Source organism: Cytobacillus sp. C11.1 (genome assembly GCF_058145115.1).
Map to the genome: position 1 here is coordinate 2,650,895 of NZ_CM176935.1, position 22,635 is coordinate 2,673,529.

A 22,635-nucleotide genomic window follows, 5' to 3' on the forward strand; every position below is an offset into this window, starting at 1 on the left:
TATACTCTATTTAACAAGTTAATTCACGTGTCGGAGATTAGGAGATTCACACAGTTTAGCCTTTCAGGGTTTATTCTGTCGTGGATCTCCTTTTTTTATTTTCCGATACACATATTAAGGGAAAGGGGATTTTTAAGATGTCTGCTTTTATGGGAGAAGTAATTGGAACAATGATCTTGATTCTTTTTGGAGGAGGCGTTGTAGCAGGGGCGAATTTAAAAAAGACCTTCTCATTTAATGGCGGCTGGATTGTCATCACCATTGCATGGGGCCTTGCGGTAACTATGGGTGTTTTTGCAGTCGGATCGATTAGCGGTGCTCATTTAAATCCGGCTGTAACAATTGGTTTAGCCCTTAATGGCGACTTTCCTTGGGCGGATGTGCCTGGCTATATAATTGCCCAGCTGATTGGCGGCTTTTTAGGAGGCGTTCTCGTTTTCCTGCATTACCTGCCGCATTGGAAAGAAACCGAAGACCAGGGTGCGAAGCTTGCTGTCTTTTCTACAAGCCCTGCGATTCCGCATACATTTTCTAATCTATTAAGTGAAATCATTGGTACTTTTATTCTTGTATTAGGCTTGCTGTTTATAGGAGCCAATCAATTTACTGAAGGGTTAAACCCAATTGCTGTTGGTCTCCTTATAGTCGTTATCGGGATGTCCCTTGGGGGAACTACAGGTTATGCAATCAATCCGGCCCGTGATCTAGGCCCTCGCATTGCTCACTTCCTGCTGCCGATTCCGGGTAAGGGGAAGTCAAATTGGGGATATGCATGGGTACCCGTCGCCGGTCCGGTCCTTGGAGGTGCACTTGGCTCTGTGTTCTACCAATTTATGTTCGCAGGCAAAACTTCAGGAATGTTATGGGGAGTGATTGCTGTTAATATAATAGTATTAATTCTTTCATATACTTTAGGAAAAAAGCAGCCAGCAGAAACGGATTCTTCGAAAGTGGCAGCCTAAAACATATTATTTAAAATAATTGGGGGAGCGTTATAATGGAAAAGTATATTTTATCTTTAGATCAGGGAACTACAAGTTCACGTGCAATTCTGTTTAATAAAAAAGGTGAAACTGTGCATACTGCTCAAAAAGAATTCACTCAGCATTTTCCAAAGCCGGGCTGGGTAGAGCATAACGCGAATGAGATATGGGGCTCAATATTATCTGTTATTGCTGGCGTCCTTTCAGAATCTGGAGTCAAACCTGAACAAATTGCCGGCATCGGGATCACAAACCAGCGTGAAACAACCGTTGTCTGGGATAAGGAAACAGGTGTTCCAGTTTATAACGCTATCGTATGGCAATCGCGGCAAACAAGCGGCATTTGTGATGATTTAAAGGAAAAAGGATATAATGATTTATTCCGGGAAAAAACAGGACTTCTAATTGATGCTTACTTTTCTGGAACGAAAGTAAAGTGGATCTTGGAACATGTAGAAGGAGCGCGTGAAAGAGCTGAACAGGGGAAATTATTATTCGGAACAATTGATACTTGGCTGATTTGGAAGTTATCTGGCGGTAAAGCGCATGTAACTGATTATTCCAATGCTTCCCGCACGCTTATGTTTAATATTTATGATTTACAATGGGATGAAGAGCTGCTTGAAATTTTAGGGGTTCCTAAGTCAATGCTTCCTGAGGTAAAGCCTTCCTCGGAATTATATGCCCATACGGTTGATTATCATTTCTTTGGGAAGGAAATTCCGATTGCAGGAGCAGCAGGAGACCAGCAGGCAGCATTATTCGGACAAGCGTGCTTTGAAAAAGGGATGGCCAAAAACACATACGGAACAGGCTGTTTTATGCTAATGAATACGGGCGAAAAAGCAGTCCGTTCGGAACATGGCCTTTTAACTACCATTGCATGGGGCCTTGATGGAAAAATTGAATATGCACTTGAAGGAAGTATTTTTGTTGCGGGATCTGCTATTCAATGGCTCCGTGATGGAATGCGAATGCTCAAGGATGCAAAAGACAGCGAAAGCTATGCGAAGAAAGTGGACTCTACTGATGGTGTGTACGTTGTACCTGCGTTTGTGGGCCTGGGGACACCGTACTGGGATAGTGATGTACGCGGTGCAATATTCGGAGTGACTCGCGGGACGTCCAAGGAGCATTTTATTCGCGCAACTCTGGAATCACTTGCTTATCAGACGAAGGATGTTTTATCTGCTATGGAAGCGGATTCAGGCATTGAGCTAAGAACGCTCCGTGTAGATGGTGGAGCCGTTAAGAATAATTTCTTAATGGACTTCCAGTCTGATATATTAAATGTTCCTGTTGAAAGACCTAATATCAATGAAACAACAGCCCTGGGAGCAGCTTACCTAGCTGGCTTGGCTGTCGGTTATTGGAATTCCCAGGAGGAAATCTCTGAGCAATGGGCAATAGATAAATCATTTAACCCATCAATGGAAGAGGAAGTCCGTAATATTCTTTATGGAGGATGGAAAAAAGCAGTCAAGGCCGCGATCGCATTTAAATAAAAGTACTCAAATAGACTAATTTATGTTACAATGAAATCAAGTTAATAGTTCGGCAGGAGATGCGGAGAGACCACAAAATCATTATCGGCTAATCGATAATGTATTTTGTGGTCTCTTTTTTATTCCCTGCAAATAAAGGGTAGTAAGAATACAGGCTAGCCTTTCATTAAGGAGGAGACAGCAATGACATTTTCAAATTTAAATCGTAATGAAATGATAAATAAACTGACTTCTGAAAAATTCGATGTCCTGATTATTGGAGGCGGTATCACAGGAGCAGGGATAGCCCTTGATGCAGCAACGCGGGGAATGAAGACAGCACTTGTGGAAATGCAGGATTTTGCGGCAGGGACTTCCAGCCGCTCTACCAAACTGGTACATGGCGGTTTAAGATATTTAAAACAATTTGAAGTAAGAATGGTTGCGGAAGTTGGTAAAGAGCGTGCAATCGTCTATGAAAACGGACCGCATGTTACCACTCCGGAGTGGATGCTGCTTCCAATGCATAAGGGCGGCACTTTTGGCAAATTCAGCACCTCAATTGGCTTAAGAGTGTACGACTTTTTAGCAGGAGTTAAAAAGTCTGAACGCAGAAGCATGCTATCTGTGCATGAAACACTTGCTAAAGAACCGCTTGTTAAAAAAGAAGGATTAAAAGGCGGCGGGTATTATGTGGAATATCGGACAGATGATGCGCGATTAACGATTGAAGTGATGAAAGCTGCTGCTGAAAAGGGTGCCGTGCCTGTTAACTATCTGAAAGTTGAAAAGCTGCTATATGACGAAAAGGGTATAGTGTGCGGTGTCGCGGCTGCAGATCAGCTAACAGGTAAACAGCATGAACTAAAAGCAAAGAAAGTTATCAATGCAGCTGGTCCCTGGGTAGACTCCATTCGTGAGAAAGATGGTTCGAAAAGCGGCAAAACATTGCGGCTGACAAAAGGGGTTCACCTTGTAATGGACCAGTCGAAATTCCCTTTAAAACAGGCTGTGTATTTTGATACACCAGATAAAAGGATGGTTTTTGCCATACCAAGAGATGGAAAAACCTATGTGGGCACAACGGATACTTTTTATGATTCAGACCCGGTTAACCCGAAAATGACGACAAGTGACAGAACATACATCATAAATGCTATCAATTTTATGTTTCCTTCTGTAAAAGTTACAGAAAATGATATTGAATCCAGCTGGGCTGGAGTACGTCCGCTTATTTGGGAGGAGGGAAAGGACCCTTCTGAAATTTCCCGCAAGGATGAAATTTGGGAATCAGAAACAGGACTGCTGACAATCGCAGGAGGCAAACTAACAGGATATCGTAAAATGGCCGAGACCATTGTCGATCTGCTTGCAGATAAATTCAAACAGGAATTTAAGCAGGCTTACACGAGCAGTGTAACGAAGAATCTGCCTATTTCAGGCGGGAATGTTGGTGGCTCAAGTAAATTTAAAGAATTCATTGGTTTCCAGACAGATAAAGGGACAGCTATAGGCTTAACAAAAGAAGAGTCCTCTCACCTTGTTCAAATGTACGGTTCAAATGTACCTATTATTTTTAAAATGATTGAGGAAAAAGGAAGCGAAGCAAAGAAGTTTGGATTGCCAACTGTATTATGGGCAAAGTTAAAATATGCTGTTGAGCATGAAATGGCAGCAACGCCTGTCGATTTCTTTAACCGCAGAACAGGTGCTCTTCTCTTTGATATCGAAACCGTAAGAACTTATCAAGATAAGGTTATAGAATATATGGCCGATTCCTTTATATGGGATTCATCCGAAAAAAAGAATTTTGAACAACAGCTAAATCAGGAAATCCGATTTGCTGCAATTCCGGCAGACCAAAACTAAAACTCTCCTTTTGGGGAGTTTTTTCTTTAAGGCTGTTTTTTTGCAAACTTTGCTGCTTTTTAAGCAAATAGTGAGGAGTTGTTGATTTCCGCTCCTGGATGCTTAGCGAACTGCCCCAAGGAGGCTTCACCGCCCGGCTGCAAAGCTCCTGTATCTCATTTGTTTCACTCCTCCCTTTCTTTAAAGAGGAAAACAACATTTTTTAACAAAATGGACATTCCTGCGGCATACTATAGTAGAAAGTTATGGAGGTGGGCAATGTATAATGTTTTGATGTTCGTTGACTCTGGAGTTGATGATTCGCTTGCGTTGATGTATGCCCTCCAGCATCCCGATATAAATGTTGTAGGTGTAGTAAGTGCATACGGAAACATAACAAAAGAGCAATCGATCAATAATACTGCCTATTTAATAAAGCTCGCCGGCCGGGAAGACATTCCGGTTATTGCTGGCGCGAGTGGGCCATTGTCAGGGGAGACTGCTGTTTTCTATCCTGAAATTCATGGTGAGGAAGGGCTTGGGCCTATACAGCCGCCAGAGGATTTTGAGGGTTTAGACGTATTTGATATTAATAAAGTGATCCAGATAGTAAATGAATATAAAAACAATCTTGTAATTGTAGGATTGGGAAGACAAACGGACTTGGCTTTGCCTCTTATCCTTTATGGGAAAGATGCCTATAAGGACGTTAATGCCCTTTACTTAATGGGCGGTGCATTTCTTGTACCCGGAAATGTCACTGCAGAGGCAGAGGCAAATTTTTATGCAGATCCAATTGCGGCAAACTCGGTATTAGAAAAGGCGAAAAACATATATCTTTTTCCTTTAAACGTGACTAATAAAGCTATAATACGTCCAGAAACTATCGATTTTTTGGCCAATAATACCCAATCGCCCTTTAAGGCGTTAATCAAGCCTGCATATGATTATTACTACGAAGCTTATAAAAAGCTAGTACCCGGGATAGAGGGTGCTCCGCTGCATGATGTTCTGGTATTAAGCGTGCTAACAAATTCTGACCTGGTTAAGTATATCCCGCGAAGGGTTATAGTTGAGCTTTTTGGAAGAGCCAAAGGAAAAAGCATAGCAGACTTTCGGCCAAAACCTGATGAGGAACCACCTGAAACACTTGATAACATAGCGATTGAACTAGATGTGGAAAGGTTTGTGATTGATTTTATGGAGGTATTCCTTTCCCAAACCAAAACGTACAAAAGCCTTTAACTATGTTAAGGGCCTTTTTATTCTTATGAAGGGAATTAGCCTCTTTGTATAGAAATAGTATGGAAAACATTTGCAGAGAAGGAGACCTCTTAATGCAAGACATACTTGTTTTGGGCGGCACACAATTTTTTGGGAAAAGGCTTGTTGAAAAGCTGCTAAGTGAAGAGAAGAAGGTAACAATAGCTACCCGAGGACTTACAAAAGATCCATTCGGCGACAATGTGGAACGCTTGACTATTGACAGGGGAAATAAGGAATCACAGCTTGATGCTTTTTCGGGGAGGAAATGGGATGTGGTGTATGATCAATCATGTTTTTCCCCACAGGAAGCGAAGGACACTGCAGAGGCTTTAGATGGAAAGGTGGCGCATTATATATTTACATCCTCAATGGCTGTCTATGATTTTGGGACAAAGCATAAAGAAGGAGATTTTAAGCCGGAAAAATATTCTTTTACTTATAAACCAAGAAATGAATATAAGGGGTACGAAGGATACCAGGAAGCAAAGCGTGCTGCAGAAGCAGTACTATTACGTCAACAAGGGTTTAAATCATCTTCTATAAGATTTCCGATTGTAATCGGAAAAGATGATTATACAAACCGCCTCAAGTTTCATGTTGATAAAGTCAAAAATGGGGAGCCAATCGGAATTCATGATATTGACGCCAGGTATAGCTTTATATTATCAGGTGAAGCAGCAGATTTTTTATACAGGATTGGTGAGACGGCTCATACCGGGGCGTTTAATCCAGGTAGCGAAGGAGATCTCTCGCTAAACGAGCTCCTAAATAAAATTGAAAACATTACACTTAGAAAAGCATTTGTAACGGATAAAATAGATTCAAATAATGCTTCGCCATATGCTTTGCCGGGTTCTTGGTCGATTAGTACAGAACGAGTGAGAAGCTTGGGATTTACTTTTTCTGATTTGCATGAAACACTTGATAACCTAATCGGGTTTTACTTAACAGAGCAAGAAAAATAAAAAATGTACAGTAACATCTCCTGGAGGTCTACTGCCATCTATTAAATCCTGAAAAGCGAGTACCATGAAATCTTAGTTTTCTATAATCGCCCTCAGAAAGCTGCCCGTATTCCTTTCCGCTTACATGGAACTCCATACGGTCACCACTGTCCACTTCGGAAAGTAATGAAGTAACGGGTAGAGGTATGGTGGTGTACATGCTGTCCGTGGCTATGGGCATTCCTTTTTACCTGAGCCCGTTTTACAATTATTTTGGCGGAGACATCGAGCACAGGCTGGTTATTATTCTCATTACATTAAGTTTGTTATCAATCTATACGAAAGAAAATCCATTTAGTTTCAAATAAAATCAACAGAAGAAAATGGAGGCTCTTGCCATTGCTGAAAAATAAAAAAATTATTACAATCATTTCCATAATCGGTATGATTTTTGCCATAGCCATTGCATACAGTCTTCTTGTGTATTTAAATAATGAGCAGAATACAGCGGGTGAGCAAAATAGTTCCAAGACGGCAGAAATGGCTGCACAGGATTTGATGTACAGTGATTTAGGGGATTTTATTGCTACAAACCATACCTATTATAATGAAACACTTGGCTGGGGCAGGGACCGTTTTGTCAGTTGGTCTAAACAGCGGAAACAAGCTGATTTAATATCAAGCGCTCTAAACAGCCTGTCAGCTGAGAATCAAGATTTGCAGCATGACTTGGATACAATCGGCAATTTAGCGGAATCAGTCGGGAGCGGCTCCAAGGATAAGGAAAATCTCATTAAGCTGCATCGCTTTTTTCATGATCTGGATATAGATTATAATGATTATAAAGATACAACTGATTATTTTGATGTAACAGAATACAAAGGGGAAGATTAGTGAGCCGTAAATGTTTTAGAAGATTTAATGGTGACAAGTTTTTATCTTGACAGAGAAAAAATTATGAGGTAGTATAGGTATTGAAGTATTTGAGGTACAATTTTGAAGTCGTGAATTCACGTGAGTGTCGGCGCCTTTGCTCCTTCATTTTGTGTGGAAGTCCGGCTTTTTGTTATGTTTAATGCTCTTTAGGATTTTGAAAGAGTAAGCATGTGTTTGTAATTAAGAAATAATTTGTGTGGACGGCTTTATGCCGAATTTCTTCTTAATCATCTTCTATAAACCAGACACTTCTCCGTTTTTTACTTCAGTAAGTTTCTTACCATTTTAATTGAAATCTCAGAGAGCATCGATTCGGATCATAATCCGATATACCTGATTCCCGCTGGCGCGGTCAAGGAGCCGCAAGGATGGAAGAGAGGAAGGGCTTTCATTGTGTTAGGTAATAATTAAATAACTCAAATATATCAATATAAAGGACAGCATTTCTTGTGCTGTCCTTATTTATTCTCTTTTTTTGGCTGTTTTCTAAATGGTTGTTGTTTTAAATAGATTATGTGAAAAACTGACAAATAAGGTTGGTTGATTGGAGCGTAAGGTGGGAGACTCCAGCGGGAGGAGTGGGACAGGTGAGACCCCACAGTCGCTGAGCGCCGAGGATGCTCACCGCCCGCCCCGCGGAAGCTTGAGCATCCTGGAGCGGAAATCAACCTCGCCTCACTACTTGTTTAAAAAGCAACAAAGGTTGCGAAAACAGCGTTTTTGTGAAAACACGAACATTTAGGTTAAAAAAACTTGAAACATATGTATTTTGTGGTATGATGGCATTATTAGTATAAGTAAGCCAAATCGCAGTGACTGACGACAATGCGGAATTAACCGCTGGGGAGCTGCGTCTATGTATAGCCGGTCGTCTGGGCAGAGATAAGGGATACCCTTGTCTCTTTTTTCATAATTAAATGGAGAAGCCCGCCAGCCTTATAATGCGCTTTTCCATATCTGGAGGGATATGCATGGAAAATAAGCTTATACTCGATGGAATCGTTGTCGCAAATCATGTGAAGGAACAACTGAAAGGTAGAATCGCCGAATTAAGGTTGCTCGATGTACAGCCGTGCCTGGCAACCATTCTGGTGGGGGATGATCCTTCCTCTGAAACGTATGTCAAGATGAAAGGTAATGCCTGTGAAAAGCTTGGAATTATTTCAAAACGTATTCATCTCTCAAGGGATATTACAACGGATGATCTTCTTCAGACAATAACGGAACTAAATGAAGATCCTGCAGTACATGGGATTCTTCTGCAGCATCCAGTGCCAGGTCATATTGATGAACGAAAAGCTTTTGAGGCAATTGCTATCGAAAAAGATGTTGATGGTGTTACTAGTTTGGGATACGGACAAACCGCCTTCGGATTTGGCGAATACCCTTCCTGTACGCCGGCGGCCATTTTAGAGATTATGGACTATTACAAGCTTGGTGCAGATGGGCTGCATGCGGTTGTTGTAGGCAGAAGCCCGATTTTGGGAAAGCCTGTCTCTGCGCTTCTTCTTAATCGCAACGCAACAGTGACAACATGCCATTCGCACACACGAAACTTACCGCAAATCCTGAAGCAAGCTGATATCGTTGTAGCTGCTGTAGGCAAACCCAACTTCATAAAGGGTGAGTGGATCAAGGAAGGATCCATAGTCCTGGATGCTGGCTATAATAAAGGAAATATAGGCGACGTTGAATACACGAGCTGCCACCAGAAAGCTTTTGCTATTACTCCTGTACCAGGTGGGGTAGGGCCAGTTACCATCTCCATGCTTTTAAAGCATACAGTCCAGGCGGCTGAAAAAGCGAGAAAAAAGAAGGAAGGCGCAAATAGTCAATTTGTCACTATTTGAAAATGATTGCTAAAAAGATTGACTTATAACTATGTGTCGTTTATTATTAGGTTAACGCTGTAAAGTTCGTTATATACTTTTTGGATAAGTCGTAGCTGCAAAGAAATGTAGGCGATCGTTCATCCTCATTTCTTGCGGCTGCGACTTTTTATGTTTAAGTTTATATGGTACATTATAGTGAAAAACAATTTTTCAGGAGGCAACACAAATGAACACAGGTAAAGTAAAATGGTTTAATGCAGAAAAAGGTTTTGGATTCATCGAATCTTCAGAAGGTCAAGATGTATTCGTACACTTCTCCGCTATCCAAACTGAAGGTTTCAAAACTTTAGAAGAAGGCCAAGACGTAACTTTCGAAATCGTTGAAGGTAACCGTGGACCTCAAGCTGCTAACGTAACAAAAGCATAATCTTGCTTAAAATGAGGTGATGCATGTCTAATCATGCATCACCTTTTTACGTTATTTTACTCATCCACTTTGTAGTCTGCATGCATTCCTCAAAACAGATTCTTCCCATCTAACTGCTTTTTAGGAATAAAGTATTTTTCATTTCTTCTAAATAATTTACTTCACTTACAAAATAAAGTTTAAAATTAGTACATTTGGAAATGTAAAAAAGAGATACAAACTGGAAAGCCTAGTAACGTAGTGAACGTCATCAAATTAAATGTTACAGTCTTATTAAAAAGGCTTTAGTACAAGGAGGAAAATTTATTTTGACAACTTTTTCAGATTTCGGTTTAAGTAATGAAATAGTAAAAGCCCTTTCCAATATGGGGTTTGAAGAACCAACACCAATACAGGCACAAGCAATTCCTATCGGTATGCAGGGCAAGGATATGATCGGACAGGCGCAAACTGGTACAGGAAAGACAACTGCATTTGGAGTACCGCTTTTAGAACAAATCGACATTAATGAAGGTATTCAGGGACTAGTGCTAGCTCCAACGCGTGAGCTTGCTGTCCAGGTAGCTGAAGAATTGAATCGCATTGGACAGGTAAAAGGAGTTAGAACCCTTCCTGTATATGGCGGCCAGGATATTAATCGCCAAATTCGTGCTCTTAAAAAACACCCGCAAATTATTGCGGCAACACCTGGAAGGCTAATTGACCACATCGAAAGAAAAACAATCCGTTTAAGCAACATTAAAATGGTTGTTTTGGATGAAGCGGATGAAATGCTTAATATGGGTTTCATTGAGGATATTGAACGAATCCTCAGTGAAATTAAAGGTGAGCGCCAAACCCTTCTTTTCTCTGCTACAATGCCAAAGAGAATTCAGTCTCTTGCGGAAAAATTCATGCAGGAACCTGAAATGGTTAAAGTAAAAGCAAAAGAAATGACTGTTAAAAATATTGAACAATATTATATGGAAGTACATGAAAAGCAAAAATTTGATGTGCTTTGCAACCTTTTGGATATTCAATCTCCTGAGTTGGCAATTGTGTTTGGAAGAACCAAAAAACGGGTAGACGAAGTAGTAGAAGGTCTTATTAAGAGGGGATATTCAGCCGAAGGAATTCATGGAGATATTCCTCAGGCAAAGCGTGACCAGGTTATCCGCCGTTTTAAAGAGCAGACAATCGAAATTATGGTGGCGACAGATGTTGCTGCCCGTGGATTGGATATTTCCGGTGTTTCCCATGTTTACAACTTTGATATCCCGCAGGATCCAGAAAGTTACGTTCACCGTATAGGCCGTACCGGACGTGCTGGAAACAAAGGGCTGGCTATTACTTTCGTTTCACCAAGAGAAACTGATCATTTGAAAATTATTGAAAGTGTAACAAAAAGTAAAATGACCAAAAAGCCGGTACCATCATTCAAGGATGTGGTTGAAGGCAACCAGCAGGCTACCATCAACAAATTAATGGAAGTTATTGATAAAGGCGAACATGCGGACTTTAAGAGAGCTGCAGAAACGCTTCTTGAGGATACCGATTCTGTTACGATGCTGGCAGCTGCTTTAAAATTGCTGACAAAAGGTCCTGATGTGACACCTGTTAAATTGACTGCTGTTGAACCTATCCGTGTGAGAAAGCCTAAAGGCGGCGGTGACCGCGGCGGAAGAAGATTTGGCGACAGATCCAGAAGCGGCAGCAGGGACCGAAGAGATTTTAAAGGCGGTAGAGACAGACGCAGCAAAAATCGCAGTAAATAATGATAATGTGTGTTCAAAAGAAGTGCGAAAATGACTGGACTTGTATTTTTAAGGACTTTTTGAACATTTTATTATAAAATCTGATTAATTTACCCATATTAGTAAATGCAGGGTAAAATATCATCCTGTGAGTTATAGATATTAGGAGGAAATAAAATGGCAACAGGTAAAGTAAAATGGTTTAATGCAGAAAAAGGTTTTGGTTTTATTGAAGTTGAAGGCGGAGAAGATGTATTTGTTCATTACTCTGCAATTCAAACAGAAGGCTTTAAATCCCTTGATGAAGGCCAAGAAGTTAACTTTGACATAGAGCAGGGCCAACGTGGACCTCAAGCTGTTAATGTAACAAAGTTATAATGCTAAAATAAAGGAGCCCCTTGCTAATAAGGGGCTCCTTTATTTTTTATTGAAATAATAGAGGTAGCTAACTACACAGTGGGAAAGTTAAGGAGGAGGAGCACCTATAAAGATTATAATTGTGTCGGATACCCATATGCCTAAAAAAGCCAAGAAGCTTCCGAGTGTCCTTATGCGGGAATTAAATGGCTGCGATTTAATTATTCATGCCGGAGATTGGCAGACCATTGATGTATATCATGAATTTAAGACCTTTGCCCCTGTTGAAGGCGTATATGGGAATACGGATAGCGAAGAGATATGCGGACTTTTTAGTGAAAGCCTGCTGCTTGAGATAAAAGGTTATAAAATTGGGGTCGTTCATGGACATGGGCAGGGAAAAACTACGGAAAAAAGGAGTATCGCGGCTTTTGGCAATGAGAGAGTGGATTGCATTGTATTTGGGCATTCGCATATTCCGGTCCATAAAGATGAAAGTGGACTTACCCTATTTAATCCGGGTTCGCCCACAGATAAGCGCAGACAGCCGCAATATTCATTTGGCATTATGGAAATAGAAGATAAAATGCACCTCAGGCATATCTTTTACGATTCAAAAGTTTGAAAAGGGAAACTTTAGCCCTTTTTCCGGACTGCTAAAGTTTATTCAGGTTGTATTCATAATAATCCTGGGTGCCGTATGGCTCAAATCCGCATGATTTGTACAAGCCCAGTGCATGCTCGTTTTCAGCTGCTACTTCTAGATGCACCCTTTCAATCCCTTTGTTTTGTTCATTCAAAACAATTTGTGAAAGTGCGCTTCTGCCGATTCCATTTCCCTGCAGAGAGGGTTCGATGGCGAAACCATAAATCCAAGTTGCTTCATCAACTTTTTGAATCCTTATTTTCCCAGCTTCTTTCCCAACGTATTCAACGATATAGGTTGGTTCATTTCCTCCAGCCCAAATTTCTTTATTAAAAGCTATTGCCTCCTGCTCGGGGATATTAAAGCAGACAGAATCCAGGTAACTGATGAATTTGAGGTCGCTATCAACTGCATTTCGCAAAGTTACTTGTGGATTTACTACTGCTAATATCTTGGTTGCCTGGCGTTTCATTTGGTATTCAGAAAACGAGTAGGTGCAGGGCCAGGATTTTAATAAGCTTTTTGCAGATTGAGAGTTGGCGGGAGCATTTATAAGCAACTTGCTGGCTTTTTCCAGCGAATTCCTTGCCTGCTTAAACAGTTTGCTGAAAATACCGTTTTGCCTGTAATCAGGGTGAACCATTCCGCATAATTCCATTGGCCCTCCGAAAGTGTAGAGAGCGAGATAACCGAGTAATTTACCATTATCATCATATTGGAAAAAGTCATTTTGCTGCTCATCAGGCCTGTTCCGCAAGCTATCCCAATTAAGCTTTAACTCAATATTTTCTTTCGCTTCGCATATCTGCTGCAGAGATCTAATATCTTCTAATTGTTTATTTGCCAGCACATCTTTCTGCCTCCCTGGAATTATTCAGTCTAAATTACTTCTTACATATCATATAGGAAAAAATTACAAACGAATAGACCTAAATTGGGTTACTGCCTTTTAGAGAGGGTAATAATAGGAATATAATATTCTTTATGTTAGCATGGGATGAGTAGAGGGGGAGAATCCATGAAAACTTTTACTGTAAATTTCCACAATGAGGATCAGGTGCAGCCTATGCATGTTCAAAAACTAAGTGAAAAAGACTTTGAGCAATACACTGAGGGCGGAACGAGGCATTTATTTGAGTTGGATACCAACATTGGCTATTTTATTTTTTTTGATGGCCTTGATAATGATGGCCAAGAATCTTACATGGTTTTGCAATATGAGGAGGACCAGGATGAGCCGAGTGCTTGCTATGCTTTTGAATTAAAAGACTTTTATCAATTTACAGCACTTCACCTGAATGATTTGGATTTTAATGAGGAAAATGATCAGAATGAGGATGAAGAGTTGTATACGCCTATTCAACATTTAGCCCACTTAATGTACCACATTTCAGAAGAAGGAAAGAAAATCGAGGTATAATATACATATAAAAAGAGCAGGGAAAAAACCCTGCTCTTTTTATTCGGCTTGAGAAATGTTTTCGCTGCAAAAATGGGACACTGTTTTCTCTTCTTCTTCATCCAACGCGAATTCTAAGACCTTTCCTGTCTGGTTTTCGAGAAAGTGATAATTTAGAATCTTTTCGTCCTCCTGTTTTTTAAAGAAAAGAACTCTTAATTTAATGCCGTTTTCTGAATACAATTCATCTTCTTCATCCACATCGATATCTAAAAAGAATTCATAACGGTCACCCGATAGGATGCCTGTCGGATCTTTATGTACTCAACTGAATATCCTGTAATGTTCATGGCCTCCATCCTTTCCTACATAAACATAACCTGCCGTACAAGTCATTATACACTTTTCCCTGAATAGGATGATAGTATTTACTCTGTTTGTTATTTTGAGTATAATTATGGTTTTATAATAAAACTAACTAAAAAGTATATATTTTTGACAGGTTAACCCATATATGTTATACTATTTTTAGTTAAAAGAATATAATATTGCCCGTAAACACTTGTTATATAGAGCTGATATTTTTGTCCCTTTATATAGCAAGTGATTTTTATTTTGGGTATAGGGTCTTACTCATTGGGAGGTGCCTGAATATGGCAATGGGATTTGGCAGAAAGAATATGGAAGAAATTAAGGTTGAGGAAGTTAAGGTTTGGGAATGTTCATCAGAATCTTGTAACTGCTGGGTGAGAGACAATTTTAAAAGCAGCCAAGTGCCTATCTGTCCAATTTGCAAAAGTGAAATGAACGAGACGATAAAAGAATTACAGGTCGTTAACAATAACAGCATCTTTTCTAAATAATGAAAAAAAGGGCGACCATTTGTAGTCGCTCTTTTATTTTCGCTGTTTCCGCAAACTTTGCTGCTTTTTTAAGCAAGTAGTTTCCGCTCCAGGATGCTCATCGAACCGCGGGGCGGGCGATGAACGCCTCCTCGTCTTGCACTGCCTGTGGGGTCCCACACCTCCCGCAGGACTTTGAATAAGCATCCTCGAATTATCACCGCACGAAGGAAATGCGAATGCATTTTCTCAGGATTAGCACCTTACGCTCCAATCTTCGTAATCCTCTTAATCCAAGGTTTGAAAATGTTTTGAGAACTTTTGAGCATTTTCACCTTTTCCCTCTACCCGAACCACTAGAATGATAAGTAATTATTTCCCAATCCATTTGATTCAACTGTTTTTCTTCTAATTTGATTTTTCTAGTATAGGAAAGGGGGGTAACGTCAATTCGTTTTAGCTCTTAGTGAAAAGTATATGATTGCGTATGCTGAACAAAATAATGGAAACGAGTCAAATTGGAAGTGGAAAAATGTCAACAAATTTAATATGGTTCTTGGGATTGTTCTTTATAAGTGTATGGATTATGTATATCACATTTAAGAAAACTAAATTTCATTATAATCTTTCTGTATATTTTTTCACTATGGGTCTCTCCTTTTTAATGGAGTACGTAGTGCTAATCTTGGGAGATGCCTATTCTTATTATCCGCGGGTTTTTTCAATCCAATGGTATGATGATGTTTTTGGATCCAGTATTTCTCAGGCCTTTTTCATTCCAAGCATACTTATGGCAATTGCTGCTTTCCGTATAAATCTCAAGTGGGTTATTTTGATTATCGCAGCAATCTTTGGAATTGAAGAGCTTTTCCTCTGGCTGGGGATTTACGAGCATAATTGGTGGAAATCTTGGTATACAGCAATAATCTTGTTCATATCAGTTTTTGTTATAAAATGGTGGAGAAATAGGGTTGAGGGACCAACCTTTTTTATACATTTTGTTACCATCTATATGGCCATCACCACAATTTTTCAAGCTGTATCCTTTTACTTGCCTGCTATATTTGAAACACACGTTTATAAAATTGGGTGGTTTGAATCGCCTTATCAGGACCACATTGCTTTCAACGTTTTAATCTGGATCATCTATACATGTTTATTAACTTTAATTATTATCAAATATTATCGCTTTCTTTGGCTGGCAATCCTTTTCATTGCAGACTATCTAATGCATATCGTGCTTATAAAAATGAATATATTACATATTAACTCTTTTTGGCACCCGATTTTCTTTAGCGTTATTCTTATTGTTTTAATGATACTGATTAGGAAACTTAACGATTATATGTTTCCTCAATAAAAATTTGTGTTTTGGGCCTATAATTAGATTTTCTTAAAAATTAGATTTATTCTATAATAAAAACGCAGGAATTAAAGCTATTAAAAGAGGTATCTGATGAACAATAATGGAACAATCCAGAATAAATTGCAGGACACAGAAAAAGAGCTTCAATTTTATCGAAACCTTATTAGCAAGCTCCCTTTTTCCTTTTCTTTTAGAGATGCTGAAACAGGGCTTCAGCTTGATAAGGATAATGATGAAAGCTATTCTATACTTGAAAATGAGGGAATCCGGCAAACAAAACTGCTGCATCTTGATAAAAAGCTTGTGGATCTTCCATTTACTGAAATTGAAAGCTTTCTAGATCCAATACTTGATCTCGTTCCACACCATATAGTCTTTATCGATAAAGATGGTGTTGTAACTCTATGCAATCTACAGGCTTGCGGGGATTTTCATAAGAATAAAGAAGAGATAGTTGGGCGTCACATAAGAGACCTTTTGCAAATTCCAGACGAGAAAATAAATCTGCTCGAAACATTAAGAACTGAAAATGCTATAGTAAATAGAGAAATACTAGATAAAAATTATGGCATAAATAATACAAGAATCTTCAGGGACTCGTATGGGAATATCCAAAGGATTATCGGAGTTTTTCACTTCATGAACGGAATTAAGGAAGCGGAGAAAGCCGCACTTGCAGGCAGGATAGCAGCAGGTATAGCCCATGAAATCAGAAATCCTTTAACAACTGTAAGAGGTTTCCTGCAGATACTACAAAGTAATTTAGATGATGTAACGGCGGATTTGTTTAAAACCTTGCTGATTCCTGAGATCGACAGAGCCAACAAAATTATTTCAGATTTTCTCAGAATTGCAAAGCCAGCTGAGATTACAACTGAAGAGATAAAGGTGAATGAATTTATCTATGATTATTTAGGTAAATTCTTAAATAGTGAAGCGTTGCTTTATAATATTTTTATTGAATATGAAACACAACCGGAAATGCTTAACTGCACTTTTAAAGCGAATCGTGAAGAACTTTTGCAGGTTTTTATTAACCTGTTTCAAAATTCGCTTCAGGCAGTGGGGAGTGCTGAGTTGCAAATCCAGTTGAAGGCTGAAAGGGCAGGGAATGATATTAGGTTCACTTTTAAAGATAACGGCAAGGGTATTAGCGAATCGATTATTGAACATATATTTGATCCTTTCTTTACAACCAAAGATGATGGGACAGGTCTCGGTCTTTCTGTTTCGCAGAAGATAATTGAGAATTATAAAGGCACGATGGTTGTTCAAAGTGACAGCTCTGGAACGAGCTTTATTATAAATTTGCCAATCCTAAATCATGAGAATGAAAAGGAATAATCTACCATGCATAAAGCGTTGACTTGAATCCAAGCTGGTGCTATTATTTAGGAACAGCTTTCGGGCAAACAGAAAACAGTTTTTAATGAGTTGAAAAGCTTTAATAAAATTGTTGACATCGAAATCTGTACGTGATATATTATTAAAGTTGCTTGTGAGCGACTAATATTGAAGGTTTAACTCATCAGCTTGTTGCTAGGTAGCATGATTGAAGTAAATTCACTGAAATATTAACACTTGCTCTTTGAAAACTGAACGAACAAAAACGTCAACGTTAATTCTTTAGTCTTTTTTGAAAAGACAACACATTCGTGTGTAAGTGAGCTTAATCAACTCTTATATGGAGAGTTTGATCCTGGCTCAGGACGAACGCTGGCGGCGTGCCTAATACATGCAAGTCGAGCGGACGGATGGGAGCTTGCTCCCAGACCGTCAGCGGCGGACGGGTGAGTAACACGTGGGCAACCTGCCTGTAAGACTGGGATAACTTCGGGAAACCGGAGCTAATACCGGATAACTCTTTCCTTCACATGAGGGAAAGCTGAAAGATGGTTTCGGCTATCACTTACAGATGGGCCCGCGGCGCATTAGCTAGTTGGTGAGGTAACGGCTCACCAAGGCAACGATGCGTAGCCGACCTGAGAGGGTGATCGGCCACACTGGGACTGAGACACGGCCCAGACTCCTACGGGAGGCAGCAGTAGGGAATCTTCCGCAATGGACGAAAGTCTGACGGAGCAACGCCGCGTGAGTGATGAAGGTTTTCGGATCGTAAAACTCTGTTGTTAGGGAAGAACAAGTACCGGAGTAACTGCCGGTACCTTGACGGTACCTAACCAGAAAGCCACGGCTAACTACGTGCCAGCAGCCGCGGTAATACGTAGGTGGCAAGCGTTGTCCGGAATTATTGGGCGTAAAGCGCGCGCAGGCGGTTCCTTAAGTCTGATGTGAAAGCCCCCGGCTCAACCGGGGAGGGTCATTGGAAACTGGGGAACTTGAGTGCAGAAGAGAAGAGTGGAATTCCACGTGTAGCGGTGAAATGCGTAGAGATGTGGAGGAACACCAGTGGCGAAGGCGACTCTTTGGTCTGTAACTGACGCTGAGGCGCGAAAGCGTGGGGAGCAAACAGGATTAGATACCCTGGTAGTCCACGCCGTAAACGATGAGTGCTAAGTGTTAGAGGGTTTCCGCCCTTTAGTGCTGCAGCAAACGCATTAAGCACTCCGCCTGGGGAGTACGGCCGCAAGGCTGAAACTCAAAGGAATTGACGGGGGCCCGCACAAGCGGTGGAGCATGTGGTTTAATTCGAAGCAACGCGAAGAACCTTACCAGGTCTTGACATCTCCTGACAACCCTAGAGATAGGGCGTTCCCCTTCGGGGGACAGGATGACAGGTGGTGCATGGTTGTCGTCAGCTCGTGTCGTGAGATGTTGGGTTAAGTCCCGCAACGAGCGCAACCCTTGATCTTAGTTGCCAGCATTCAGTTGGGCACTCTAAGGTGACTGCCGGTGACAAACCGGAGGAAGGTGGGGATGACGTCAAATCATCATGCCCCTTATGACCTGGGCTACACACGTGCTACAATGGATGGTACAAAGGGCTGCAAGACCGCGAGGTTAAGCGAATCCCATAAAACCATTCTCAGTTCGGATTGCAGGCTGCAACTCGCCTGCATGAAGCCGGAATCGCTAGTAATCGCGGATCAGCATGCCGCGGTGAATACGTTCCCGGGCCTTGTACACACCGCCCGTCACACCACGAGAGTTTGTAACACCCGAAGTCGGTGGGGTAACCTTTTGGAGCCAGCCGCCTAAGGTGGGACAGATGATTGGGGTGAAGTCGTAACAAGGTAGCCGTATCGGAAGGTGCGGCTGGATCACCTCCTTTCTAAGGATATTTACTTGAGACGTGACGTGTTTTGTTCGTTTAGTTTTGAGAGAGCAATCTCTCTGGAATATTCGTTCTTTGAAAACTAGATAATGTTAATGAAGAAGCAATAACCGAGTAATCGCCATCTTAGTTTTTTTCTCTTATGTAAGTTTTTTAAAACCAAGTAAGAGTACAAACCATGAGGACGATGAGCGGCAAGAAGATCAAGGAAGCGACCGAACGAGCACCGGAGCGTACGAGAGTACGTGAGGAGCACAGTGACGAAGCTGACGCAGAGATTCGCAGTCGATCAGCGGCCGAAGTAGGTTAAGTTAGAAAGGGCGCACGGTGAATGCCTTGGCACTAGGAGCCGATGAAGGACGGGACTAACTCCGATATGCTTCGGGGAGCTGTAAGTAAGCTTTGATCCGGAGATTTCCGAATGGGGAAACCCCCTATCCGTAATGGGATAGGATCTTTACCTGAATACATAGGGTATTGAAGGCAGACCCGGGGAACTGAAACATCTAAGTACCCGGAGGAAGAGAAAGCAAACGCGATTCCCTGAGTAGCGGCGAGCGAAACGGGATTAGCCCAAACCAAGAGGCTTGCCTCTTGGGGTTGTAGGACACTCTACACGGAGTTACAAAGGAACGAGGTAAATGAACAGGTCTGGAAAGGCCGGCCAGAGAAGGTAAAAGCCCTGTAGTTGAAACTTCGTTCCCTCCAGAGTGGATCCTGAGTACGGCGGGACACGAGAAATCCCGTCGGAAGCAGGGAGGACCATCTCCCAAGGCTAAATACTCCCTAGTGACCGATAGTGAACCAGTACCGTGAGGGAAAGGTGAAAAGCACCCCGGAAGGGGAGTGAAAGAGAACCTGAAACCGTGTGCCTACAAGTAGTTAGAGCCCGTTAATGGGTGATAGCGTGCCTTTTGTAGAATGAACCGGCGAGTTACGATTACATGCAAGGTTAAGTTGACAAGACGGAGCCGCAGCGAAAGCGAGTCTGAATAGGGCGAATGAGTATGTGGTCGTAGACCCGAAACCAGGTGATCTACCCATGTCCAGGGTGAAGTCCAGGTAACACTGGATGGAGGCCCGAACCCACGCACGTTGAAAAGTGCGGGGATGAGGTGTGGGTAGCGGAGAAATTCCAATCGAACTTGGAGATAGCTGGTTCTCTCCGAAATAGCTTTAGGGCTAGCCTCATGTAGTAAGAGTCTTGGAGGTAGAGCACTGTTTGGACTAGGGGCCCTCATCGGGTTACCGAATTCAGACAAACTCCGAATGCCAAAGACTTATCCATGGGAGTCAGACTGCGAGTGATAGATCCGTAGTCAAGAGGGAAACAGCCCAGACCACCAGCTAAGGTCCCAAAGTATACGTTAAGTGGAAAAGGATGTGGAGTTGCTTAGACAACCAGGATGTTGGCTTAGAAGCAGCCACCATTTAAAGAGTGCGTAATAGCTCACTGGTCGAGTGACTCCGCGCCGAAAATGTACCGGGGCTAAACGTATCACCGAAGCTGTGGATGGACATCTGCGATGTCCGTGGTAGGAGAGCGTTCTAAGGGCGTTGAAGCTAGACCGCAAGGACTGGTGGAGCGCTTAGAAGTGAGAATGCCGGTATGAGTAGCGAAAGATGGGTGAGAATCCCATCCACCGAATGCCTAAGGTTTCCTGAGGAAGGCTCGTCCGCTCAGGGTTAGTCGGGACCTAAGCCGAGGCTGAAAAGCGTAGGCGATGGACAACAGGTTGATATTCCTGTACCACCTCTTTACCGTTTGAGCAATGGGGGGACGCAGGAGGATAGGGTAAGCGCGCTGTTGGATATGCGCGTCCAAGCAGTTAGGCCGGTAACGAGGCAAATCCCGTTACCATACAGGCTGAGCTGTGACGGCGAGGGAAATTTAGTACCGAAGTTCCTGATTCCACACTGCCAAGAAAAGCCTCTAGCGAGGGAAAAGGTGCCCGTACCGCAAACCGACACAGGTAGGCGAGGAGAGAATCCTAAGGTGAGCGAGAGAACTCTCGTTAAGGAACTCGGCAAAATGACCCCGTAACTTCGGGAGAAGGGGTGCTCATTAGGGTGAATAGCCCTGATGAGCCGCAGTGAATAGGCCCAGGCGACTGTTTAGCAAAAACACAGGTCTCTGCGAAGCCGCAAGGCGAAGTATAGGGGCTGACGCCTGCCCGGTGCTGGAAGGTTAAGAGGAGAGGTTAGCGCAAGCGAAGCTTTGAATCGAAGCCCCAGTAAACGGCGGCCGTAACTATAACGGTCCTAAGGTAGCGAAATTCCTTGTCGGGTAAGTTCCGACCCGCACGAAAGGCGTAACGATCTGGGCACTGTCTCAACGAGAGACTCGGTGAAATTATAGTACCTGTGAAGATGCAGGTTACCCGCGACAGGACGGAAAGACCCCGTGGAGCTTTACTGTAGCCTGATATTGAATTTTGGTACAGCTTGTACAGGATAGGTAGGAGCCGTAGAAACCGGAGCGCCAGCTTCGGTGGAGGCGTCGGTGGGATACTACCCTGGCTGTATTGAAATTCTAACCCGCGCCCCTTATCGGGGCGGGAGACAGTGTCAGGTGGGCAGTTTGACTGGGGCGGTCGCCTCCTAAAAAGTAACGGAGGCGCCCAAAGGTTCCCTCAGAATGGTTGGAAATCATTCGCAGAGTGTAAAGGCACAAGGGAGCTTGACTGCGAGACCTACAAGTCGAGCAGGGACGAAAGTCGGGCTTAGTGATCCGGTGGTTCCGCATGGAAGGGCCATCGCTCAACGGATAAAAGCTACCCCGGGGATAACAGGCTTATCTCCCCCAAGAGTCCACATCGACGGGGAGGTTTGGCACCTCGATGTCGGCTCATCGCATCCTGGGGCTGTAGTCGGTCCCAAGGGTTGGGCTGTTCGCCCATTAAAGCGGTACGCGAGCTGGGTTCAGAACGTCGTGAGACAGTTCGGTCCCTATCCGTCGTGGGCGCAGGAAATTTGAGAGGAGCTGTCCTTAGTACGAGAGGACCGGGATGGACGCACCGCTGGTGTACCAGTTGTCTTGCCAAAGGCATCGCTGGGTAGCTATGTGCGGAAGGGATAAGTGCTGAAAGCATCTAAGCATGAAGCCCCCCTCGAGATGAGATTTCCCATAGCGTCAAGCTAGTAAGATCCCTGAAAGATGATCAGGTTGATAGGTCAGAGGTGGAAGCGTGGCGACATGTGGAGCTGACTGATACTAATCGATCGAGGACTTAACCAAAAACGAAAAGCGGAGGCGGCTTGATCAGCCCCGACAAGCATAAGACAAGCGCTGCAGGAAGGTGAATTTCCTTCCGGAAGTGATTGGCTTATGACCTCG

Annotated in this window: 19 protein-coding genes, 2 rRNA genes and 1 riboswitch; of the genes, 17 read left to right on the top strand and 4 right to left on the bottom strand. The window is 42.4% G+C overall.

Translation table 11 applies throughout. From position 1 onward, the window contains the following. The first annotated feature begins 137 nt into the window (after positions 1-137). The 5 genes from AC3ZVC_RS13200 to AC3ZVC_RS13220 all read left to right on the top strand — a co-directional run bounded on the left by AC3ZVC_RS13200 (position 138) and on the right by AC3ZVC_RS13220 (position 6,546). Positions 138-962 carry an MIP/aquaporin family protein gene (locus tag AC3ZVC_RS13200; protein WP_490063710.1) on the top strand — a complete coding sequence of 275 codons (825 nt, stop codon included), beginning with the start codon at positions 138-140 and terminating at the stop codon, positions 960-962. A gap of 35 nt (positions 963-997) precedes the next feature. Beyond that, a complete protein-coding gene (gene glpK / locus AC3ZVC_RS13205) occupies positions 998-2,488 on the top strand; it encodes a glycerol kinase GlpK (protein WP_490063711.1) in 1,491 nt (496 codons plus the stop codon). A 183-nt stretch (positions 2,489-2,671) separates the two neighbouring features. Further along, a complete protein-coding gene (locus AC3ZVC_RS13210; RefSeq protein WP_490063712.1) occupies positions 2,672-4,336 on the top strand; it encodes a glycerol-3-phosphate dehydrogenase/oxidase in 1,665 nt (554 codons plus the stop codon). A gap of 258 nt (positions 4,337-4,594) precedes the next feature. Further along, on the top strand, positions 4,595-5,560 hold the full coding sequence (locus AC3ZVC_RS13215) for a nucleoside hydrolase (RefSeq protein ID WP_490063713.1): 966 nt from the start codon (positions 4,595-4,597) through the stop codon (positions 5,558-5,560). Between the two features lie 92 nt (positions 5,561-5,652). Further along, on the top strand, positions 5,653-6,546 hold the full coding sequence (locus AC3ZVC_RS13220; protein ID WP_490063714.1) for an NAD-dependent epimerase/dehydratase family protein: 894 nt from the start codon (positions 5,653-5,655) through the stop codon (positions 6,544-6,546). A 28-nt stretch (positions 6,547-6,574) separates the two neighbouring features. Here the strand turns inward: AC3ZVC_RS13220 and AC3ZVC_RS13225 are convergent, their stop codons facing one another. Together AC3ZVC_RS13225 and AC3ZVC_RS13230 are read right to left on the bottom strand one after the other, a co-directional pair. Beyond that, the gene (locus tag AC3ZVC_RS13225; RefSeq protein WP_490063715.1) at positions 6,575-6,700 is read right to left on the bottom strand and encodes a DUF2500 family protein; all 126 of its coding nucleotides are present in this window, start codon (positions 6,698-6,700) and stop codon (positions 6,575-6,577) included. Beyond that, a complete protein-coding gene (locus AC3ZVC_RS13230) occupies positions 6,687-6,794 on the bottom strand; it encodes a hypothetical protein (RefSeq protein WP_490068925.1) in 108 nt (35 codons plus the stop codon). Before AC3ZVC_RS13230 ends, AC3ZVC_RS13225 begins: the two co-directional genes overlap by 14 nt. Before the next feature lie 130 nt (positions 6,795-6,924). Here AC3ZVC_RS13230 and AC3ZVC_RS13235 point away from each other — a divergent pair, with 130 nt between their 5' ends. From AC3ZVC_RS13235 to AC3ZVC_RS13260, 6 genes are all read left to right on the top strand, one after another. Continuing rightward, entirely contained in the window at positions 6,925-7,419 is a 495-nt protein-coding gene (locus AC3ZVC_RS13235) for a hypothetical protein (protein WP_490063716.1), read from the top strand. An 844-nt stretch (positions 7,420-8,263) separates the two neighbouring features. Further along, positions 8,264-8,346, top strand: a riboswitch (ZMP/ZTP riboswitch). A gap of 86 nt (positions 8,347-8,432) precedes the next feature. Further along, positions 8,433-9,311: a bifunctional 5,10-methylenetetrahydrofolate dehydrogenase/5,10-methenyltetrahydrofolate cyclohydrolase gene (locus tag AC3ZVC_RS13240; protein WP_490063717.1), complete on the top strand. Its 879-nt coding sequence runs from the start codon at positions 8,433-8,435 to the stop codon at positions 9,309-9,311. A gap of 208 nt (positions 9,312-9,519) precedes the next feature. Then, entirely contained in the window at positions 9,520-9,720 is a 201-nt protein-coding gene (locus tag AC3ZVC_RS13245; protein WP_009332508.1) for a cold-shock protein, read from the top strand. 308 nt (positions 9,721-10,028) lie between these two features. Continuing rightward, complete coding sequence (cshA, locus tag AC3ZVC_RS13250; RefSeq protein WP_490063718.1) at positions 10,029-11,474, top strand: degradosome RNA helicase CshA; 1,446 nt, start codon at positions 10,029-10,031, stop codon at positions 11,472-11,474. Between the two features lie 156 nt (positions 11,475-11,630). Then, entirely contained in the window at positions 11,631-11,831 is a 201-nt protein-coding gene (locus AC3ZVC_RS13255; protein ID WP_110064024.1) for a cold-shock protein, read from the top strand. Between the two features lie 106 nt (positions 11,832-11,937). Then, a complete protein-coding gene (locus AC3ZVC_RS13260; RefSeq protein WP_490068926.1) occupies positions 11,938-12,435 on the top strand; it encodes a metallophosphoesterase family protein in 498 nt (165 codons plus the stop codon). Positions 12,436-12,466: 31 nt separating this feature from the next. On the opposite strand, the gene AC3ZVC_RS13265 is transcribed toward AC3ZVC_RS13260, so the two are convergent. Then, positions 12,467-13,306: a GNAT family N-acetyltransferase gene (locus AC3ZVC_RS13265; RefSeq protein WP_490063719.1), complete on the bottom strand. Its 840-nt coding sequence runs from the start codon at positions 13,304-13,306 to the stop codon at positions 12,467-12,469. Between the two features lie 168 nt (positions 13,307-13,474). Between AC3ZVC_RS13265 and AC3ZVC_RS13270 the strand changes: the two genes are divergently transcribed. Next, on the top strand, positions 13,475-13,876 hold the full coding sequence (locus AC3ZVC_RS13270; RefSeq protein WP_214728919.1) for a cytosolic protein: 402 nt from the start codon (positions 13,475-13,477) through the stop codon (positions 13,874-13,876). A 39-nt stretch (positions 13,877-13,915) separates the two neighbouring features. Here the strand turns inward: AC3ZVC_RS13270 and AC3ZVC_RS13275 are convergent, their stop codons facing one another. Continuing rightward, the gene (locus tag AC3ZVC_RS13275) at positions 13,916-14,116 is read right to left on the bottom strand and encodes a DUF6509 family protein (protein ID WP_490063720.1); all 201 of its coding nucleotides are present in this window, start codon (positions 14,114-14,116) and stop codon (positions 13,916-13,918) included. Between the two features lie 392 nt (positions 14,117-14,508). On the opposite strand from AC3ZVC_RS13275, the gene AC3ZVC_RS13280 reads away from it, so the two are divergent. The 5 genes from AC3ZVC_RS13280 to AC3ZVC_RS13300 all read left to right on the top strand — a co-directional run bounded on the left by AC3ZVC_RS13280 (position 14,509) and on the right by AC3ZVC_RS13300 (position 22,536). Beyond that, positions 14,509-14,718, top strand: coding sequence for a cold-shock protein (locus AC3ZVC_RS13280; protein WP_490063721.1), 210 nt, complete (start codon positions 14,509-14,511; stop codon positions 14,716-14,718). 655 nt (positions 14,719-15,373) lie between these two features. Continuing rightward, a complete protein-coding gene (locus AC3ZVC_RS13285) occupies positions 15,374-16,057 on the top strand; it encodes a hypothetical protein (protein ID WP_490063722.1) in 684 nt (227 codons plus the stop codon). 96 nt (positions 16,058-16,153) lie between these two features. Next, positions 16,154-17,407: a two-component system sensor histidine kinase NtrB gene (locus AC3ZVC_RS13290; protein WP_490063723.1), complete on the top strand. Its 1,254-nt coding sequence runs from the start codon at positions 16,154-16,156 to the stop codon at positions 17,405-17,407. 337 nt (positions 17,408-17,744) lie between these two features. Then, a 16S ribosomal RNA gene (locus AC3ZVC_RS13295) occupies positions 17,745-19,295 on the top strand. A 307-nt stretch (positions 19,296-19,602) separates the two neighbouring features. Then, a 23S ribosomal RNA gene (locus tag AC3ZVC_RS13300) occupies positions 19,603-22,536 on the top strand. The 16S and 23S rRNA genes sit together here, the layout of an rRNA operon. Positions 22,537-22,635: the final 99 nt, after the last annotated feature.

Excerpts from the sequence above, each read along its gene's own strand:
- AC3ZVC_RS13200 (WP_490063710.1), top strand. The coding sequence starts at position 138 with ATGTCTGCTTTTATGGGAGAAGTAATTGGAACAATGATCTTGATTCTT.
- glpK (WP_490063711.1), top strand. The coding sequence starts at position 998 with ATGGAAAAGTATATTTTATCTTTAGATCAGGGAACTACAAGTTCACGT.
- AC3ZVC_RS13210 (WP_490063712.1), top strand. The coding sequence starts at position 2,672 with ATGACATTTTCAAATTTAAATCGTAATGAAATGATAAATAAACTGACT.
- AC3ZVC_RS13215 (WP_490063713.1), top strand. The coding sequence starts at position 4,595 with ATGTATAATGTTTTGATGTTCGTTGACTCTGGAGTTGATGATTCGCTT.
- AC3ZVC_RS13220 (WP_490063714.1), top strand. The coding sequence starts at position 5,653 with ATGCAAGACATACTTGTTTTGGGCGGCACACAATTTTTTGGGAAAAGG.
- AC3ZVC_RS13240 (WP_490063717.1), top strand. The coding sequence starts at position 8,433 with ATGGAAAATAAGCTTATACTCGATGGAATCGTTGTCGCAAATCATGTG.
- AC3ZVC_RS13245 (WP_009332508.1), top strand. The coding sequence starts at position 9,520 with ATGAACACAGGTAAAGTAAAATGGTTTAATGCAGAAAAAGGTTTTGGA.
- AC3ZVC_RS13255 (WP_110064024.1), top strand. The coding sequence starts at position 11,631 with ATGGCAACAGGTAAAGTAAAATGGTTTAATGCAGAAAAAGGTTTTGGT.
- AC3ZVC_RS13270 (WP_214728919.1), top strand. The coding sequence starts at position 13,475 with ATGAAAACTTTTACTGTAAATTTCCACAATGAGGATCAGGTGCAGCCT.
- AC3ZVC_RS13280 (WP_490063721.1), top strand. The coding sequence starts at position 14,509 with ATGGCAATGGGATTTGGCAGAAAGAATATGGAAGAAATTAAGGTTGAG.
- AC3ZVC_RS13290 (WP_490063723.1), top strand. The coding sequence starts at position 16,154 with ATGAACAATAATGGAACAATCCAGAATAAATTGCAGGACACAGAAAAA.